Annotated in this window: 16 protein-coding genes; 13 read left to right on the forward strand and 3 right to left on the reverse strand. The window is 72.3% G+C overall.

Features of this window, described 5'->3' with window-relative positions:
- Positions 1–27: 27 nt before the first annotated feature.
- The 9 genes from gcvT to GSE44_RS14680 all read left to right on the forward strand — a co-directional run bounded on the left by gcvT (position 28) and on the right by GSE44_RS14680 (position 9,059).
- Positions 28–1,146 carry a glycine cleavage system aminomethyltransferase GcvT gene (gcvT, locus tag GSE44_RS14640; protein WP_235924831.1) on the forward strand — a complete coding sequence of 373 codons (1,119 nt, stop codon included), beginning with the start codon at positions 28–30 and terminating at the stop codon, positions 1,144–1,146.
- Positions 1,143–1,520, forward strand: a complete 378-nt coding sequence (gene gcvH, locus GSE44_RS14645) for a glycine cleavage system protein GcvH (RefSeq protein WP_159349573.1) — start codon at positions 1,143–1,145, stop codon at positions 1,518–1,520. The genes gcvT and gcvH overlap by 4 nt, the downstream gene beginning before the upstream one ends.
- Positions 1,517–4,420, forward strand: coding sequence for an aminomethyl-transferring glycine dehydrogenase (gene gcvP, locus GSE44_RS14650; RefSeq protein ID WP_159349574.1), 2,904 nt, complete (start codon positions 1,517–1,519; stop codon positions 4,418–4,420). The genes gcvH and gcvP overlap by 4 nt, the downstream gene beginning before the upstream one ends.
- Positions 4,417–4,992 carry an NUDIX hydrolase gene (locus GSE44_RS14655; protein WP_159349575.1) on the forward strand — a complete coding sequence of 192 codons (576 nt, stop codon included), beginning with the start codon at positions 4,417–4,419 and terminating at the stop codon, positions 4,990–4,992. Before gcvP ends, GSE44_RS14655 begins: the two co-directional genes overlap by 4 nt.
- A complete protein-coding gene (locus GSE44_RS14660) occupies positions 4,989–5,438 on the forward strand; it encodes a GNAT family N-acetyltransferase (RefSeq protein ID WP_159349576.1) in 450 nt (149 codons plus the stop codon). The genes GSE44_RS14655 and GSE44_RS14660 overlap by 4 nt, the downstream gene beginning before the upstream one ends.
- A complete protein-coding gene (locus GSE44_RS14665; protein ID WP_201306074.1) occupies positions 5,435–6,385 on the forward strand; it encodes an alpha/beta hydrolase family protein in 951 nt (316 codons plus the stop codon). Before GSE44_RS14660 ends, GSE44_RS14665 begins: the two co-directional genes overlap by 4 nt.
- A gap of 55 nt (positions 6,386–6,440) precedes the next feature.
- Positions 6,441–7,199, forward strand: a complete 759-nt coding sequence (locus GSE44_RS14670) for an SDR family NAD(P)-dependent oxidoreductase (RefSeq protein ID WP_159349577.1) — start codon at positions 6,441–6,443, stop codon at positions 7,197–7,199.
- Position 7,200: 1 nt separating this feature from the next.
- Positions 7,201–7,860 (forward strand): ribonuclease HII, encoded by a 660-nt coding sequence (locus GSE44_RS14675; protein ID WP_159349578.1) that lies wholly within the window; start codon positions 7,201–7,203, stop codon positions 7,858–7,860.
- A gap of 113 nt (positions 7,861–7,973) precedes the next feature.
- Positions 7,974–9,059: a site-specific DNA-methyltransferase gene (locus tag GSE44_RS14680; protein ID WP_159349613.1), complete on the forward strand. Its 1,086-nt coding sequence runs from the start codon at positions 7,974–7,976 to the stop codon at positions 9,057–9,059.
- 52 nt (positions 9,060–9,111) lie between these two features.
- Here the strand turns inward: GSE44_RS14680 and ftrA are convergent, their stop codons facing one another.
- On the reverse strand, positions 9,112–10,152 hold the full coding sequence (ftrA, locus tag GSE44_RS14685) for a transcriptional regulator FtrA (protein WP_159349579.1): 1,041 nt from the start codon (positions 10,150–10,152) through the stop codon (positions 9,112–9,114).
- Between the two features lie 53 nt (positions 10,153–10,205).
- Between ftrA and GSE44_RS14690 the strand changes: the two genes are divergently transcribed.
- Positions 10,206–10,652 carry a rhodanese-like domain-containing protein gene (locus GSE44_RS14690; RefSeq protein ID WP_159349580.1) on the forward strand — a complete coding sequence of 149 codons (447 nt, stop codon included), beginning with the start codon at positions 10,206–10,208 and terminating at the stop codon, positions 10,650–10,652.
- A gap of 13 nt (positions 10,653–10,665) precedes the next feature.
- On the opposite strand, the gene GSE44_RS14695 is transcribed toward GSE44_RS14690, so the two are convergent.
- Entirely contained in the window at positions 10,666–11,187 is a 522-nt protein-coding gene (locus GSE44_RS14695; RefSeq protein ID WP_159349581.1) for a biotin transporter BioY, read from the reverse strand.
- On the reverse strand, positions 11,187–12,317 hold the full coding sequence (locus tag GSE44_RS14700) for an A/G-specific adenine glycosylase (protein WP_235924833.1): 1,131 nt from the start codon (positions 12,315–12,317) through the stop codon (positions 11,187–11,189). The genes GSE44_RS14695 and GSE44_RS14700 overlap by 1 nt, the downstream gene beginning before the upstream one ends.
- Between GSE44_RS14700 and GSE44_RS14705 the strand changes: the two genes are divergently transcribed.
- From GSE44_RS14705 to GSE44_RS14715, 3 genes are read left to right on the forward strand one after another with little or no spacing between them, the layout of a single operon-like run.
- Positions 12,304–12,909, forward strand: a complete 606-nt coding sequence (locus GSE44_RS14705) for a DUF721 domain-containing protein (protein ID WP_235924834.1) — start codon at positions 12,304–12,306, stop codon at positions 12,907–12,909. The two genes, GSE44_RS14700 and GSE44_RS14705, sit on opposite strands and share 14 nt — an antisense overlap.
- 44 nt (positions 12,910–12,953) lie before the next feature.
- Positions 12,954–13,562 carry a DsbA family protein gene (locus GSE44_RS14710; protein ID WP_159349583.1) on the forward strand — a complete coding sequence of 203 codons (609 nt, stop codon included), beginning with the start codon at positions 12,954–12,956 and terminating at the stop codon, positions 13,560–13,562.
- Positions 13,562–17,749 carry a chromosome segregation SMC family protein gene (locus GSE44_RS14715; RefSeq protein ID WP_235924835.1) on the forward strand — a complete coding sequence of 1,396 codons (4,188 nt, stop codon included), beginning with the start codon at positions 13,562–13,564 and terminating at the stop codon, positions 17,747–17,749. Before GSE44_RS14710 ends, GSE44_RS14715 begins: the two co-directional genes overlap by 1 nt.
- The last annotated feature ends 27 nt before the right edge of the window (positions 17,750–17,776 follow it).

The following is a 17,776-nucleotide window of genomic DNA, read 5'->3' on the forward strand; positions in this document are numbered from 1 at the left end:
CTGCCTTCGTGCGGCCCTGGGGGATACGTGGCCGATACCGAAACGCTGTTGGAAACGCCGCTGGCCGACCTGCACCGCGAGTTGGGCGGGCGCATGGTGGGCTTCGCGGGCTACGCCATGCCGGTGCAATACCCGGCGGGCATCATTGCCGAGCACCAGGCCTGCCGGGCCGACGCCGCTTTGTTCGACGTCTCCCATATGGGCCAGGCGGAGCTGCGGGGCGAAGGCGCCGCGGCGGCGCTGGAGCGCGTGACGCCCGCTGAAGTGCAGGCTCTGAAGCCCGGCCGCCAGCGCTACGGCCTGCTGATGACCGAATCGGGCGGGATCATCGACGACTTCATGGTCGCCAACCTGGGCGACCGGCTGTTCCTGGTGCTGAACGCCTCCCGCAAGGCGGTGGACCTCCAGACGATCGGCGCTGCCCTGCCGGCGGGCGTCTCGCTGGTGCCGCGGCCCGATCGCGCGCTGCTGGCGCTGCAAGGGCCGGGGGCGGAAGCGATCCTGGCCGGGCTGGCCGAGGGTGTCGCCGCCATGTCCTTCATGGGCGTGCTGGAAACCCCTGTTGCCGGCGTTCCGGCCCTCGTCACCCGCTCCGGCTATACCGGGGAGGACGGGTACGAAATCGGCATCCCCGCCGAGAGCGCCGATGCCGTGGCCCGGGCGCTGCTGGCGGTGGGCGCGGTCCCGGCCGGGCTTGGCGCGCGGGACAGCCTGCGGCTGGAGGCCGGGCTGCCGCTCTATGGCCAGGATATCGACGAGACGACCTCCCCGGTGGAGGCCGCGCTGACCTTCAGCCTCGGCAAGCGCCGCCGCATGGCCTGGGACTTCCCGGGTGCCGAGCGTGTGCGGGAGGAGCTGGACCACGGCCCGAAGCGCCTGCGCGTCGGCATCCTGCCGGATGGGCGCCAGCCCGCCCGGGCGCATACGCCCATCGCCATCGGCGGCACGACCATCGGCGAGGTGACCAGCGGCGGCTTCGGGCCTTCGCTGAATGCCCCCGTCGCCATGGGGTATGTCGCCCGCGACCATGCCGCCGATGGCACGGCGCTTGAACTGATGGTGCGTGGCCGGACCATTCCCGCGCGCATCGCTTCCACCCCCTTCGTTCCCCATCGCTACAAGCGCGCCGCAGGAGCCACCGCATGAGCCAGACCCGTTTCGCCGCGAGCCATGAATGGGTCCGCCTGGATGGCGACACCGCGACGGTGGGCATTTCCGACCATGCGCAGAACGCGCTGGGCGACGTGGTCTTCGTCGAGCTGCCCGAGCCGGGCCGCGCGGTGGAGGCGGGCGAGGCCGTGGCGGTGGTGGAGAGCGTGAAAGCCGCTTCCGACATCTACGCGCCCGTGGCGGGCACCATCGCCGCGGCGAATAGCGGCTTGGTCGATGATCCGGGGCTGGTGAACCGAGACCCGATGGGCGAGGGCTGGTTCTTCACCATCACCCCGCGCGACGCGGCCGATATCGGCAAGCTGATGGATGCGGACGCCTACGCAAAGCATGCGGAGGAAGGGAATTGAGCGCGCTCGACCAACTCGCGGCGCTGGAGGACACCGCCGCCTTCGCCACCCGACACATTGGGCCCTCCGAGGGCCAGGTCGCCGCCATGCTGCGCGTGGTGGGGGTGGACAGCCTCGAAGCCCTGGCCGGGCGCACCGTGCCGTCGGCCATCCGCGACAGCCATCTGGACGCGCTGCCGCCGCCGGTGGGCGAGGCCGCCGCCATCGCGGAGCTTCGCGCGCTGTCGGAGCGGAATCTGCGCGTGAAGTCGCTGATCGGTTGCGGCTACAACGGTACGCATGTGCCGCCGGTGATCCAGCGCAACGTGCTGGAGAATCCGGGCTGGTACACGGCCTACACCCCTTATCAGGCCGAACTCGCCCAGGGCCGGCTGGAAGCGCTGCTGAACTTCCAGACCATGGTCTGCGACCTGACCGGCCTGCCGGTGGCGAATGCCTCGCTGCTGGACGAGGCGACGGCGGCCGCCGAGGCGATGGCGCTTGCCCTGGCTGCGCACAAGACGAAGTCCATGACGCTGGTGGCGGCGCCGGACCTGCACCCGCAGACATTGGCGGTGCTGCGCACACGCGCGGAGCCGCTGGGCGTCACCATCCATGTGACGGATGACGCGGCGGAGTATGCCGCCCTGAAGCCCTTCGCGGTGGTGCTCTCCTATCCCGGCACCACGGGCGAGGTGCGCGATATCGCCCCCGCCATCGCCGCCGCCCAGGCGGCCGGCGCGCTGGCCATCGTGGCCGCCGACATCCTGGCGCTGACCATCCTGACGCCGCCGGGCGAGATGGGTGCCGATGTGGTGGTGGGCAACACCCAGCGCTTCGGCGTGCCCATGGGCTATGGCGGCCCGCATGCTGCTTACATGGCCGTGAAGGACGGGCTGAAGCGGCTGATGCCGGGGCGCCTGGTTGGCGTGTCCGTCGATGCTGCCGGGCGCCCGGCCATGCGGCTCGCGCTGCAGACGCGCGAGCAGCACATCCGGCGCGAGAAGGCGACGAGCAACATCTGCACTGCCCAGGTGCTGCTGGCCGTGATGGCGAGCATGTATGCCGTGTGGCACGGCCCGGAGGGGCTGACCCGCATCGCCCGCCGCACCCATCTGCTGGCGACCCTGCTGGCCGATGCGGCGGAGCGCGCGGGCTTCAAGCTGCGCCACGAATGCTTCTTCGACACGGTGGCGATCGAGGCCGGCGACAAGGCCGATGCGCTGATGGAGGCCGCGCTGAAGGCCGGCTTCAACCTGCGCCGCGTCGATGCGGGTTGCGTTGCCATTGCGCTGGACGAGACGGTGACGCGGCAGGAGCTGATCGCGCTCGATGTCGCGCTCTGCGCCGCCGCGGGATGCGAGCGCCTGGGGCTGGCCGAGTTGGCCGCGCCGGGGCGCCTGCCGGCCTTGCTCGCGCGCCGCTCATCCTTTCTGACCGCCGCCGTCTTCCGCGCGCATCATGCCGAGCACGCGATGCTGCGCTACCTGAAGCGGCTGGAGGACAAGGACGTCGCGCTGAATCGCAGCATGATCCCGCTGGGGTCCTGCACGATGAAGCTGAACGCCACGGCGGAGATGATTCCGGTCACCTTCCCCGGCTTCTCCGACATCCATCCCTTCGCCCCGGTGGATCAGGCGCGGGGCTATATCGAGATGATCAAGCGTCTCGAAACCTGGCTTTGCGCCTGCACCGGCTTCGCGGCCGTGTCGCTGCAGCCGAATGCGGGAAGCCAGGGCGAATATGCCGGGCTTCTGGCGATCCGCGCCTTCCACAAGGCAAATGGGCAGGGGCATCGCGACATCTGCCTGATCCCGTCCTCCGCCCATGGCACCAATCCGGCCTCGGCCGTGATGGCGGGCATGCGCGTGGTGGTGGTGGGCTGCGACCGCGACGGCAATGTCGATCTCGACGACCTGCGCGCGAAGATCGACCAACATGCGGCGAACCTCTCCGCGCTGATGATCACCTATCCCAGCACGCATGGCGTGTTCGAGGAGGGCATCCGCACGATCTGCGATTCCGTCCATGCGGCGGGCGGGCAGGTCTATATGGACGGCGCGAACATGAACGCGCAGCTGGGCCTGACCAGCCCGGCGGCGATCGGCGCCGATGTGTGCCACCTGAACCTGCACAAAACCTTCTGCATCCCGCATGGGGGCGGCGGGCCGGGCGTGGGGCCGATCGGCGTCGCGGCGCATCTGGCGCCGCATCTGCCGAACCATCCCATGGTGGCCGAGGCTGGGCCGGCGACGGGCTTCGGCCCCGTCTCCGCCGCGCCATTCGGCAGCGCCAGCATCCTGCCGATCTCCTATGCCTATATCCGCATGATGGGCGGCGCGGGGCTGACGCGGGCGACGCAGGTGGCGATCCTCAATGCCAACTACGTCGCCAAGCGCCTCGATGGCCACTTTCCCGTGCTCTATCGCGGCCGCCAGGGCATGGTGGCACATGAATGCATTCTGGATTGCCGCGGCTTCCAGCAGGGTGGCGGCGTGCTGGTCGAGGACATCGCCAAGCGCCTGCAGGATTACGGCTTCCATGCGCCGACCATGTCCTGGCCGGTGGCGGGCACGCTGATGGTGGAGCCCACCGAAAGCGAGCCGCAGGAGGAGCTGGACCGCTTCGTCGATGCCATGATCTCCATCCGCGCCGAAATCCGCGCGGTGGAGCAGGGCAAGTCGGACAAGGCCGACAATCCGCTGAAGAACGCCCCGCACACCGCGGAGGAGGTGACGGCGGAAAGCTGGACGCACCCCTATTCGCGCCAGGAGGCCGCCTTCCCGCTGCCCTGGATCGCGGGCCAGAAGTACTGGCCGCCGGTGAAGCGTGTGGACAATGTGTATGGCGACCGTAATCTCGCCTGCACCTGCGCGCCGCTGGAGGCCTATATGGAAACGCCCAAGGTCGCTGCCGAGTGACCGAAACGCTATGGGAGGTCCTCTCCTCCCGCACCGCGCTGCGCGATCGCTGGATCGACGTGACGGCGGAGGCGGTGCGGGATGCGCGCGGCAACGTGCTCGACCCCTTCTACACCCTCTCCTATCCGGACTGGGTGCATGTGGTGGCGATCACGCCGGCGGATGAGCTGGTGCTGGTGCGCCAGTACCGGCACGGCGTGCGCGCCTGGCTGCTGGAACTTCCGGCCGGTGGTGTCGACAAGGACGATGTGGACCCTTCCATCGCGGGCGCGCGCGAGTTGCGCGAGGAAACCGGCTACACCGCGGCGGAATGGCGCTATGTCGGCGCATTCAGCCCCAATCCGGCCACGCATCGCAACCGCGTGCACACGGTGCTGGCCCTGGGCGCCACGCTGACAGATATCACGCATCATGAGGCCGGAGAGGACATCACGGTGGAGCTCTTGCCCCTCGCGCGCGTGCTCGAAGGGCTGGCCGATGACCTGATGCATCATGGGCTGCACGTCTCCTCCCTGCTCCTGGCGCTGAAGACCGCCGGACGCCTTGATCTCCGCCTGAAGGACGCACCATGAACGAGATTCGCGTCGTTTCCGCCGAGCAGCGCCACCGCGCGGACTGGGATCGCCTCTATGCCGGCTACGCGGAATTCTACCGCGTCACGCAGACGCCGGAGATGCGGGACCGCGTCTGGGCCTGGATCCAGGACCCCACGCATGAAACCCATGGTTTCGTGGCCGAGGATGGGGAAGGCCGCGCCGTCGGCCTCGCGCATTTCCGCGCCTTCGCCCGCCCACTCTCCGCCAGCACCGGTGGCTTCCTGGACGATCTCTTCGTCGATCCCCATATGCGCGGCAAGCGCGTGGCCGACGCGCTGATCGCCGCCATTGCCGAAGAAGGCCGCCGGAAGGGCTGGAGCGTCATTCGTTGGATCACCGCCGAGGACAACCACCGCGCCCGAGCGGTTTACGACCGGGTCGCGAAGCTCACCCCCTGGCGGACCTACGACATCCCCCTGTGAAGCGCCGGGCGCTCCTCGGAGCGCCCGCCCTGCTGCCCTTCCTCGCCGGGCCCGGCTGCGCCGGCACGCCCTCGGCCGCACCACGGCCGATGGAGGCCCGAATCACCGAATCCCGTACCACCTGGCGCGATGCCGCCCGCGCGCGCGACATCCCTGTGCTCATCCGCGAGCCCGCCGGGGCAGGCCCCGCGCCGGCGGTCCTTATTTCCCCCGGCCTCGGCGGCTCGCGCGAAGGGCTGGCCTATCTTGGCGGGGCCCTGGCGGAGGGCGGTTACCTTGCTGTCCATCTCCAGCATCCTGGCTCCGACGACAGTCTTTGGCGCGGCGGTGCCGATCGCATGGTCGGGCTCGCCGCCGGGGCGTTGAACGTGCAGGCGGCGCTCGACCGGTTGCTGGACGTGAAGTTCGCGCTCAACCACCTGCCGCCGCGCGCCGATTCCACGCGCCTTGCCATCGCCGGCCATTCCTTCGGCGCCTGGACCGTGCAGCACATGCTGGGGGAGCGCCTTCCAGGCGGCGACCGCGGCCTCGGCCTGCCCGATCCGCGCCTCAAAGCCGGAGTGGCGCTGTCTCCCATCCCGGCCGTCGGAATGCCGCCACGCCTGGCTTATGGCGGCTATGTGGTGCCGCTGCTGCACATCACCGGCAGCGAGGACCACGGCTATATCGAGGGCATCCGCGCCCCGGCGCGGCGCGTGCCCTTCGAGCAGTCGCGCAATCCCGGGGCGCTGGCCGTGCTGCTCGGCGCGATGCATGCCTCCTTCGCGGATGAGCAGGAGGCGGGCGGGCGCTACGCGGACAGCACCTATCACGCCCGGGCCGCGGCGCTTTCGGTGACCTTCCTGGATGCGGTGCTGCGCGGGGATGCGGCCGCGGCGGCAAGGTTGCGCGGTGGCGCCATTGGCCTGCTGGGCCCCGGCGACGAATTCGTCGTCCGCGATCTCTGACCTCTTCCCCTCACCCTCTTCCAAGGCGATTCTGGCGACACGAGAGGGAGGGATCATGCCCCGTTACGATCTGGCCGGCCGCGCGGCGCTGGTAACCGGCGCCGCCTCGGGAATCGGTCTCGCCACGGCGAAGGAGCTGGCGGCAAATGGCTGCGCCATCGGCCTGAACTTCCTGCCGGACGATCCTCGGGGACCCGAGGCCGCCGCCACCCTGCGCGCCACCGGTGCGACGGTGGTGGAGGCCCCCGGCGCCATTGGCACGGGAACGGAGGCGGCCATGGTGGAGGCCGCGGTGGCGGCGCTCGGGCGGCTGGACCTGCTGGTGAACAACGCAGGCACGCCAGGCGCCAGGCGCAGCATCCCCGGCCATGCGCTGGACGAAATCACGGATGAACTCTGGGACGCGGTGCTGGATACGAATCTGGTCGGCCTCTTCCGCACGACCCGCGCGGCGGTGCCGGCGCTGCGGGCGACGCGAGGAGCAGTGGTGAACATCGCCTCGGTCGCCGGGCTCAGCGGGCGTGGCTCCTCCATGGCCTATGCGGCGAGCAAGGCGGGGGTGATCGCGCTGACCAAGCACCTGGCCCGCGGGCTGGGGCCGGAGATCCGGGTGAACGCCGTGGCGCCGGGCGCCGTGGACAGCACCTGGCAGATCGAATGGACCGAGGCGCAGCGGGCGCAGTCCATCACCAACGCGCCGCTCGGCCGGCGCTGCGTGCCGGAGGATATCGCCGAGGCGATTCTCTTCCTCGGTTGCGCGGGCGCCATGGTCACCGGGCAGACGCTGACGGTGGATGGGGGATTGATTCTCTAGGATGGCCCGCGCCGCCGCCCCTCGTTTGCCGCCGCAGCGGCCCGATTTCTCGCTCGAATCCGCTCATGACGGTGTCGTGGCGGGGGTGGACGAGGCCGGGCGCGGGCCGCTGGCCGGGCCGGTGATGGCGGCGGCCGTGATCTTCCCGGGCCACCCGCCCGAGGCGCTGACCGCCCTGCTGGACGACAGCAAGCGGCTGGACGCGGCGCGGCGCGACGCCGCTTATGACGCACTGATGGCCGCGCGCGCCGATGGCACCGCGCTGATCGGCGTGGGCGCCGCCAGCGCAAGCGAGATCGGGCGGCTGAACATCCTGCGCGCCACCCATCTCGCCATGGCCCGGGCCGTGTCGCGGCTGTCCGTCCCGCCGGTCCTTGCACTCGTCGACGGAAACGCGCCGCCGCGCCTGGCCTGCCCCGTGCGCTGCGTCGTGGGCGGGGACGGGCTGTCGCTGTCCATCGCGGCGGCCTCCATCGTGGCGAAGGTGGTGCGGGACCGGGCGATGGCACGGCTCGGCGCTCGTTGGCCCGGCTACGGCTTCGCGCGGCACGCCGGCTATCCCACACCGGCGCATCGGGAGGCCCTGGCGCGGCTTGGTCCATGTCCGCATCACCGGCGCGGATTCAGCCCGGTCGATCAAGCCATTCTGGCACTTTCTTGACGCGGCGACTCGGGCATGGGCATGGTGAGTCGGGGGCTGGGCCCGGCGCGACGCGGGGTCGTGGCGCCGTGGCCGGTGCTGGCGCGGATGACGAGTCGGGGGATGTGGCGGGCGTGGGAACGGGGCTGGACCTGCCGCTGGACAGCGTGCTGCGCGGAGACTGCATCGAGAGCCTGAAGCGCCTGCCGCCCGCCTCGGTGCATGCGATCTTCGCCGACCCGCCCTATAACCTGCAGCTCAAGACCGAGCTTCGGCGGCCTGACGACAGCCTGGTGGACGGCGTGGACGACGCCTGGGACCGCTTCGACGACCTCGCCACCTATGATCGTTTCACACGCGAGTGGCTGACCGAATGCCGCCGCGTGCTGCGGCGGGACGGCACGATCTGGGTGATGGGCTCCTATCACAACATCTTCCGCCTGGGCGTGGCGCTGCAGGATCTCGGCTTCTGGATCCTGAACGACGTGGTATGGCGCAAGTCCAACCCCATGCCGAACTTCCGCGGCCGCCGCTTCACCAATGCGCATGAGACGCTGATCTGGGCCGCGCGGGGCGAGGAAAGCCGCTACCGCTTCAACTACGCCGCCATGAAGTCGATGAACGACGACAAGCAGATGCGGAGCGACTGGCTCATCCCGCTCTGCACCGGGCATGAGCGGCTGCGCGGCGCCGATGGCAACAAGCTGCACCCGACGCAGAAGCCCGAGGCGCTGCTGCACCGGGTGATCCTCTCCTGCACCTCCCCGGGCGAGGTGGTGCTCGATCCCTTCCTCGGCACCGGCACCACCGCGGCCGTCGCGAAGCGGCTGGGCCGCCGATATATCGGGCTGGAGCGCGATCCGGGCTATGCCGATGCCGCCGAGGCGCGGCTGGCGGCGGTGGAGCCGCTTTCCGAAAGCGTGGCGCTTTCCCTGCCGGCGAAGCGCGAGCAGCCGCGCATTCCCTTCGGCGCGCTGGTCGAGCGCGGCCTCGTGCCGCCCGGCACGAAGCTGTGGGACCGGCACCGCCGCTGGCAGGCCGAGGTCGGCGCGGATGCCACGCTGCGCTGCGGCCGGGTAGCCGGCAGCATCCACCAAGTGGGCGCTGCGGTGCAGGAAGCGCCCTCCTGCAACGGCTGGACCTTCTGGCATATCGAGCGGCGCGATGGCTCGCTGCGGGTGCTGGACGAGTTGCGCGCGGAGCTGATGCCGGGGAGCTGATCCCCGCGCGTCGATGCCGGCGCGCAGTGCCGCACCCTTGGGCCTTTGTAGGTCAATCGGCGGCTGCCGCCGCGATCCGGCCGGGCCCGGCGCAGCGAGCCCTCGAGGCCGCCGGCGCCATTCCCATCCGTGTGCGGAAATGCGCCCGCAGCGTGGCGGCTGAGCCCAGGCCGCTTTCCGCCGCCACCGCCTCCATCCCGAGTGACGTTCCCTCCAGCAGCTCCTTTGCCCGCGCCAGCCGCACCGCGAGGAGCCAGGCGGCCGGGCTTTCGCCCGTGGCGGCGCGGAAGCGGCGGATGAGGCTGCGGCGGCTCATCCCCGCCTCCGTCGCCATGCGGTCCAGGGGCCAGGCCTCACCGGCGCGGGCGCGCATCCGGTCCAGCAAGGGGGAAAGCCGCGAGCCTTCATGGGCGGTCGGCACCGGGCGCTCGATGAACTGCGCCTGCCCGCCTTCGCGATGCGGCGGCACGACCAGCCGGCGCGCGACGGCATTCGCCGCCGCCGGGCCATGGTCCCGCCGGATCAAGTGCAAGCAGAGATCGATCCCCGCCGCCGTGCCCGCTGCCGTCAGCAGCGATCCGCCATCGACATAGAGCACGTCCGGCATGACGGTCACGGCCGGATGGCGTGCGGCCAGCGCCTCCGCGTAGCGCCAATGCGTGGCGGCGCGGGCGCCATCCAGCAGGCCCGTCGCGGCGAGGACGAAGGCGCCGGAGCAGAAGGAGAGCAGCCGGACGCCCCGCGCATGGGCGGCCCGCAGCGCCTCCAGCAGCGCCAGCGGCACGGGCGCATCCACGCCGCGCCAGCCCGGCACGATCACCGTGCCTGCCTGCTCCAGCAGGTCCATCCCGCCATCGGCGAGGACGTGGACGCCGCCCATGGCCCGTAATGGCCCTTCCTCCACCGCCGCCACGGCGAAGCGGTACCAGCCCGGCCCCATCTCCGGCCGTGGCAGGCCGAAGACCTCCACCGCCACGCCGAACTCGAAGGTGCACAGCCCGTCATAGGCGAGGGCGACCACGAGGGGGTTGGCGGGCGGATCGGGGCGCGGGATCTTTGGCACGATCCTGACGGTAATCGGCGCGCGGGCCACTCACCAACATTCCTGCGCCCCGGGCAGGTTCGGAACCGGAAGGAGCCGAACCCATGACCAATGCCGTCACCGAAATTCTGGCCGCGACGCCCGCGGAGGCCGAGGCCCATTTTGCCCGCAGGCTATCGCTGGAAACCGATTGCGCCGATGTGCATGCCGCGATGGCGGCGGACGACCCTGGCTTCGTGCTGCTGGATGTGCGCGGGCCGGGCGCCTTCGCGCGGGGCCATGTGCCAGGGGCGCGCAACCTTCCGCACCGGGAGATGGATGTGGCGCGAATGGCTGGTTGGCCAAAGGACACGCTCTTCGTCGTCTATTGCGCCGGGCCGCATTGCAATGGCGCGGATCGCGCGGGGCTACGGCTGGCGCGGCTCGGGCGGCCGGTGAAGCTGATGGTCGGCGGCCTCGCGGGCTGGCTCGATGAGGGCTTCCAGCTGGTCCGGGGCCCCGAAACGGAAACCGCCCATCCCGCGGCAGCGGAATGGGCGGCCCAACCCTGAACGGAACGGCGGGTCAGCCGCGGCGCAACGCCCGCATCGTGGTGAAGGCCAGCGCGGTCTTCACCATCGTTCCCGGCACGAAGAGCAGGAAGCCGGCCATCCAGGCGCGCTCCCAGCCGACGAAGCTGGCGAGCCAGGCCACGCCCGGGACGAAGACGATGAGATGGGCGGCCGTCAGCACGGCCGCCTGGCGGGCGGCGGTGTGCCCGGCAAGGCCGGCGATCCAGGCCGAGGCGATGAAGCCCAGCAGGAAGCCCGCGGTCGGCCCCATCAGCACCGCCGGACCGGCGGCGCCGGCGGCGAAGACGGGAAGGCCCATCGCGCCCTCGGCGAGGTAGAGCAGCACCGCGGCGGCACCCATGCGCGAGCCGCCCAGGGCGCCGAGAAGCAGGACCGCGAGGGTCTGGAGAGTGGCAGGCACCGGCCACATCGGCAGGCTGACCTGGGCCGAGGCAGCCAGCACGGCCGAGCCCATCAGCGCCAGGGACCAGAAGCGGAGTGCCGGCCGGGCGGCGAGACCCTGGATGGCGGTCATCACGAATTTCCTTTCCTGCGGACGCCGCGCGCCCCGGGCCGCAGGCTTGCCACGGCCCCAACGCCCTCGGCAAGCGGCTCCTCCGCGAGGGTGAGCAGACGCCGGATCGCGGTGGGCAAGGCGAGGCGGGCAGCGGCGGGTTCCATCCAGACCATCCCGGGCGGGGCCGCCGCTTCCGGGGCGGCCGCTTCGGCCAGCCGCATCTCCAGGTCCATATGGGTGAAGCCATGCCGCGCGATGCCGGGACGCAGCTGCCAGGGCAGGGCGGGCAGGGGAGCGTGCGGCAGGGCCTCCTCGAGCGACCAGGGCTCCCCTTCGCGCCAGGGAGCACCGGGGATTTCCAGCATGCCGCCCAGCAGCCCCTCTGGCGGCCGGTGGCGCAGCAAAAGGCGGCCGGCGGGGTCGTGGGCGAGGAAATGCAGGCCATGGCGATGCGACCTCGCCGCCTTCGGCGACTTCACGGGCAGGCTGTCCTGGATCCCCTCGCGCCGGGCGAGGCAGTCGTCGCGCCAGGGGCACAGGGCGCAGGCCGGGCGGCGCGGCGTGCAGATGGTGGCGCCGAGGTCGAACAGCGCCTGCACGAAGTCGCCGGGCCGGGCCCGCGGCCCCGGCTGTTCCATGAAGCGCCCGGCGGCGGGGCCGATCAGGCGGCGGGCGCCGGGCAGGGGATCGCGGATCGCCAGGAGGCGGGCCACCACCCGTTCCACATTGCCGTCCACGGGGACGGTCGGGCGGTTAAAGGCGATGGCGGCCACGGCGGCGGCCGTATAGGTGCCGATCCCGGGGAGTTCGCGCAGGCCTGCCTCGTTATCCGGGAAGCCGCCGCGCGCCGCCACGGCGCGGGCGGCCGCATGCAGGTTCCGGGCGCGGGCGTAGTAGCCAAGCCCGGCCCATTCGGCGGCCACATCCTCCCAGGGGGCGGCGGCCAGGGCCTGCACATCCGGGAAGCGCGCCAGGAAGCGGGCATAACGCGGGCCGACCGCCGCCACGGTGGTCTGTTGGAGCATCACCTCCGAGAGCCAGATGCGGTATGGATCGGCATCGCCCCGCCAGGGCAGGGTCCGGCGGTGGCGGTCATACCAGGCCAGCAGGGGCTCGGCAGGCGGAGGGGTGGGGATGGCGTCAGGCAAAACGCGGGCAGGGGAGGGCGGGACGGGCGCCGAGGCAAGCCCCCCACGCCGCCGTGCCCCGCGGGTGGCGGCATCGCCGGCTGCATCATCGGCCTCGGCGGCGCCCGCGAAGCCGGAGGCCCGCACCCCGCTGGATGATCCACGGCGCCCGGATCTGCGCCCGGATCTGGGCCTTCGCCCGCTCGGCGGCTTCATCCCCCGCCTGACGCGGCCGGCCTTCAAGCGGCGCAGCCCGGCCGGGGCGCTGTTGATGTCTGATTGGGCGGGGATCGTTGGGCCGGCCATCGCCGCCGTTACGGTCCCGAAGCGACTGACGGGTGGAACCCTGACCATCGGCTGCTCCGGACCGGTGGCGATGGAACTGCAGCATCTGGCGCCGCAGCTCATCGGCCGGGTGAATGCCGCGCTGGGAAGCGTGACGGTGGAGGCGCTGCGCTTCGTGCAGCAGGCCCCCGCTGCCGCGCCCACCTCCAAGGCACGCACGGTTGCGCCCCTGCCTGATACGGTTCGTGGCGCGCTGGATACGGTCGGTAGCCCCGAATTGCGTGATGCCCTGGCAAGATTGGCGCGCGGGGTTTATCGAGCCCTCTAGAACCGACCCCCAGACAGCCCAAACAGGACGGGATCCCCGGACCGATGAGCATCGCCCGCCGCAGCCTCCTTCTCGCCGCCCCCTCGGCCGCGCTGGTCCCTTCGCTCGCCCGTGCGCAGGCGGCGGATCCACGCCTCGGTGAGCGTTCGGCTGGCAAGCCGGACGCGCCGGTCACGGTGATCGAGTATTTTTCCCTCACCTGCTCGCATTGCGCGACCTTTCATCTCCAGACCTGGCCGCAGGTGAAGTCGCGGCTGGTGGATACCGGCAAGGTGCGTATGGTTTGGCGCGACTTTCCGCTGGACCAGCTGGCCCTGGCCGCCGCCGTCGTCGCGCGCTCGCTGCCGGCGGAGCGGTATGAGGGCTTCGTCAGCGCCCTGTTTGCCTCGCAGGACCGCTGGGCCTTCGCGCGCGGCGCCGACAACATCGGTGAAATCGCCAAGATCGCGGCCTTGGCCGGGATGAACCGCGCCCAGGTGGATGCCGCCCTGGCCGACCAGGCGCTGCAGCGCGGCATCCTGGAGGCCCGGCTGAAGGGTCAGCAGGAGCACAATGTCACCTCCACCCCGACCTTCGTCTTCGGCAATCGTCCGCAGCCCGGCGCCTTGAGCTACGAGCGCTTCGCGGAGCTGGCAGGCGTCTCCGGCAGCTGATGGAGAACAACCCCGCCGCCATGGCAGGGGCTGAGGCCCTGCAAAGCCCGGCGGGGGAGGCAGAGGCCGACCCCCGGACGGATACGTCCGCGCCGGTTGCGGCTTCGCCTGATGGCGTTGCGCCCGAGGGCGAGGCACAGGATGCGGAAGGCGCAGATGAGGGCGAGGCGGACGGCATCCGCCAGCCGCGCACCGCCACCCTGTCGCGGCTCCGCATCGCCGGCTTCAAGTCCTTCGCCGAGCCAACCACGGTCGAGGTGCTGCCGGGGCTGACTGGCATTGTCGGTCCGAATGGCTGCGGCAAGTCCAATGTCGTCGAGGCGCTGCGCTGGGCGATGGGCGAGTCCAACGCCCGGCACATGCGCGGTGGCGAGATGGACGACGTCATCTTCGCGGGCACCTCCACCCGCGCCGGGCGCAACCAGGCCGAGGTGACGCTGAGCCTGGAGGAGGCGGCCGGGCTGGCCCCGCCGCCGAATTCCGAGGTGGCGGAACTGGAGATCACCCGGCGGATCGAGCGCGGCTCGGGCACGGGATACCGGATCAACGGCAAGGAGACGCGGGGGCGCGACGTCGCTACCCTGTTCGCTGATATCGGTTCGGGCGCGCGGGCCTCAGGCATGGTCAGCCAGGGGCGGGTCGCGGCGCTGATCGGCGCGAAGCCGGAGGAGCGGCGCTCGGTGCTGGAGGAGGCCGCCGGCACCGCCGGGCTGCGCGCCCGGCGCCACGAGGCCGAGCTGAAGCTGCGTCAGGCCGAGACGAACCTGACGCGCGCGGACGACCTGCGCACCCAGCTGGAGACGCAGCGGGAAAGCCTCAAGAAGCAGGCGCGGCAGGCGGCGCGCTACCGCAACCTGTCCGGCCTGACCCGCGCCGCCGAGGCGGAGTGGATGGCCCTGCTGGCCGCCCGCGCCGAGGGGCAGCTGCTGTCCTCCCGCCACGCGCTGGACGCCGCGCGCGCCACCACCAAGGCGGCCGAGGCCGCCGCCGAGGCAGCGGCACGCCGCGCCCATGCCGCCGACATGGCCCTACCCGGCCCGCGTGCCGCCGAGGCCACCGCCCGCACCGCGCTGGAACGCCGGCGCGTTGAGGGCGAGGGACTGGCCGCCGCGGAGGCACGGGCCCGCGCCGCGCTGGATGCCGCCACGAGCCGCCTGGCGCAGATCCAGGCCGACCATGCCCATGCGACGACGGTGGTGCAGGACGCCGAGGCCGCCGAATTGCGTCTTACCACCGAGGCGCAGGAGCTGGCCGCGGCGCTGGCCGCTCTGCCCGCGCGGGTTGAGGCGGCGGTGGAACGCCTCGCTCTGGCCGAGGACGCGGTCCGCGAACGTGAGGCGGATGCCGAGCGTGCCACCGAAGCTGCCTCCGAGGCCGCGCTGGCGCTGGAGCGCCTGCAGGATTCCCGCCGGGCCGCCGAGGCCACCGCCCGCCGGCTGGCCGCTGAGACGGCGCGGCTGGAGGAGGAGCGGGCAAAGGCCCTGGCCGCCAATGTCTCGCCCGAGGCTTTGTCGAGCGCCGCCGCCGAGGTGGAGGCCGCCGATACCGCGCTGGCCCAGGCCCGCACGGGCTTCGAGCGCGCCGAGGCCGCCCGTGCCGCCGCCGCTGCCGCCGAGGCCGAGGCCCGCCGTGCGGCCGCCGCGGCCGAGGCGGATGAGGCCGCTGCCCGCGATGCGGCCCGTGCCGCCACCGAACGCGCCCGCCGGGCAACCGAGGGCCATGAGCGCCTGAAGCGCGAGCATGAGCAGGCCCTGGCCGCCTGCATTCCGGCCGAGCGCCAGGAGGCTGCGCGCCGCGAGGAGGCTGAGGCCACCCGTGCCGCCGAGGCCGCCGCCGATGCCCTGGCCCAGGCCGAGCAGGCCCGCGCCGCCGCGGCCAGTGCCCTGTCCCGCGCCCGCGCCGCGGAATCCGAGGCCGGTGCCACCCGCGCCCGCGCCGCCGCCGAGGCGCAGGGGCTCGCCGCCCTGCTGCGGGCCGGGGAAGGCGGGGATGCCGCGCCGATCCTCGATTCAGTCGCCGTTCCGCCGGGGTTGGAAGCGGCGCTCGGTGCCGCGCTGGGCGAGGGGCTGGATAGTCCAGCCGATGCCCGGGCGCCGCGCCATTGGCGTGCCCTGCCGCCGCTCGAATCTCCCTCCGCGCTGCCTGAGGGCGCCACGCCCCTCGCCGATCTCGTCCAGGCTCCGCCGGAGCTGGCCCGGGCATTGTCGCAGATTGGGCTCATCGAGGATGAGGCCACCGGCCCCGCCCTGCAGGCCACGCTGGCGCAAGGTCAGGCACTGGTCGCCCGCAGCGGCGGCTTCTGGCGCTGGGACGGATATGGCGCCAATCCCGGGGCTCCGAGCGCCGGTGCTGAAAGGCTGCGGCAGCGCAACCGTCTGCGCGCGCGTGAAGCCGCCCGGGACGCTGCCGAGGCCGCCCTGGCCACCGCCCGCGCGGAAGCCGAGGCGGCGAAATCCGCCGAGACCACTGCCTCCGCCGCCGATGCCGCTGCCCGTAATGCGCGCCGCGAGGCGGATGCGCGGCTGGCCCGGGCGCGGCAGGAGGCGGCGCGGCTGGCCGCCGGGGCGGCGCTCGCCGATAGCCGCCTTTCCGCCTTTACTCCGGCACTGGAGCGCGCCGCGACCGAGCGCGCCGAGGCCGAGAAGCTGTTGGAGGCTGCGAAGGCGGCCCAGGCCGCCGTGCCCGATGCTGCCTCCGCCCGAGCCGCGCGCGATGCGGCTTCGGCCGCGCTGCGGCAGGCTGCCCAGGCCGAGGAAGCCGCGCGGAATGCCCGGCGGGGCGCCGAGGGGCGGCTCGATGCCGCCCGGAACACGCAATCCGCGCTGGCTTCCCGCGCCGCTGCCGCCGAGGGACGGTTGGCCGCGCTGGAGCCGCAACTGGTCCGTCTGGCCGAGCAGCGCGCGGAGGCCGAGGCAGCCCGCGCCGCGATCGAAGAGGCGGCGGCCACCGCGCCGGATCTGGAGGCGGCCCGCAACGCTGCCCAGGCAGCACGGGCTGCGCTGGCCGAGGCCCGCCGGGAGGAATCCGAGTCCCGCGCCGCGCGTCTGGCGCTGGATGCGGAGGGGGAGCGTTTCGCGGCCCGCCGCGCTGCGCTGGAGGAGGAAGCCGCCTCCTGGGCCGGCCGCCGTGCCGATGCCGCCGCCCGGCTGATCGAGCTTTCCGGGCGACAGGAAGCCGCCGCCATGGAGGCCGCGGCCGTCGCCGAGGCGCCGGAGGAGGCTGCCGCCCTGCTGGCCAGCGCCGCGCGGATGCTGGCCGAGGTGGAGGCGGCGCATGCGGAGGCTGCCGCCGCCCTGGCCGCCGCCGAGACCGAGGCACGCGATGCCGCCGAGGCGCGGCGCCTGGCCGATGCTGCCTTCGCCGCCGCGCGAGAGGCCCAGGCTCGCGCCGATGGTGCTGCCGCCCGCGCCGAGGATGAGGGCCGCGCCGTTGCCACGCGGATCATGGAGCGCCTCGGCCCCGATGCCGAGCTGCCGGAGCCGCCCGAGGACCTGTCCGATGCCGCCGAGGAGAAGGCGCGGCGCAAGGCGGAGCGGCTGGCGCGCGAGCGCGAGGAGATGGGGCCGGTCAATCTCCGCGCCGAGGTGGAGATGGCGGAGGTGGAGGAGCGCCTCGCCAATCTTGAGCGCGAGCAGGAGGAGATCGGCCATGCCATCGCCAAGCTGCGTGGCTCGATCGGCCATCTGAACCGCGAGGGGCGTGAGCGGCTGCGTGCCGTGTTCGAGCGGGTGGATGCCGAGTTCCGCGCCCTGTTCACGCGGCTGTTCGGCGGTGGCCGGGCGCATCTGGCGCTGGTTGGGTCCGACGACATCCTGGAGGCGGGGCTGGAGATCTATGCGGAGCCGCCGGGCAAGAAGCTGTCCTCGCTTTCGCTGCTTTCGGGCGGGGAGCAGGCACTGACCGCGCTGTCGCTGATCTTCGCCGTGTTCCGCTGCCAGCCTGCTCCCGTCTGCGTGCTGGACGAGGTGGATGCGCCGCTGGACGACGCCAATGTGGAGCGGCTCTGCAACCTGCTGGAGGCGATGACGGAGGGCGGGACGCGCTTCCTTGTCGTCACCCACCATCCGCTGACCATGGCGAAGATGCATCGCCTCTATGGCGTGACGATGCAGGAACGCGGCGTGTCGCGGTTACTCTCTGTCGACCTCGGCCGCGCCGTGGAGCTTGCGGAAGCTGGCGCCGCATAAGCGCCCCCGCAAACTCGAAGAAAAAGA

It is taken from the genome of Muricoccus harenae (assembly GCF_009848505.1).
GTDB classification, from domain to species: domain Bacteria; phylum Pseudomonadota; class Alphaproteobacteria; order Acetobacterales; family Acetobacteraceae; genus Roseomonas; species Roseomonas harenae.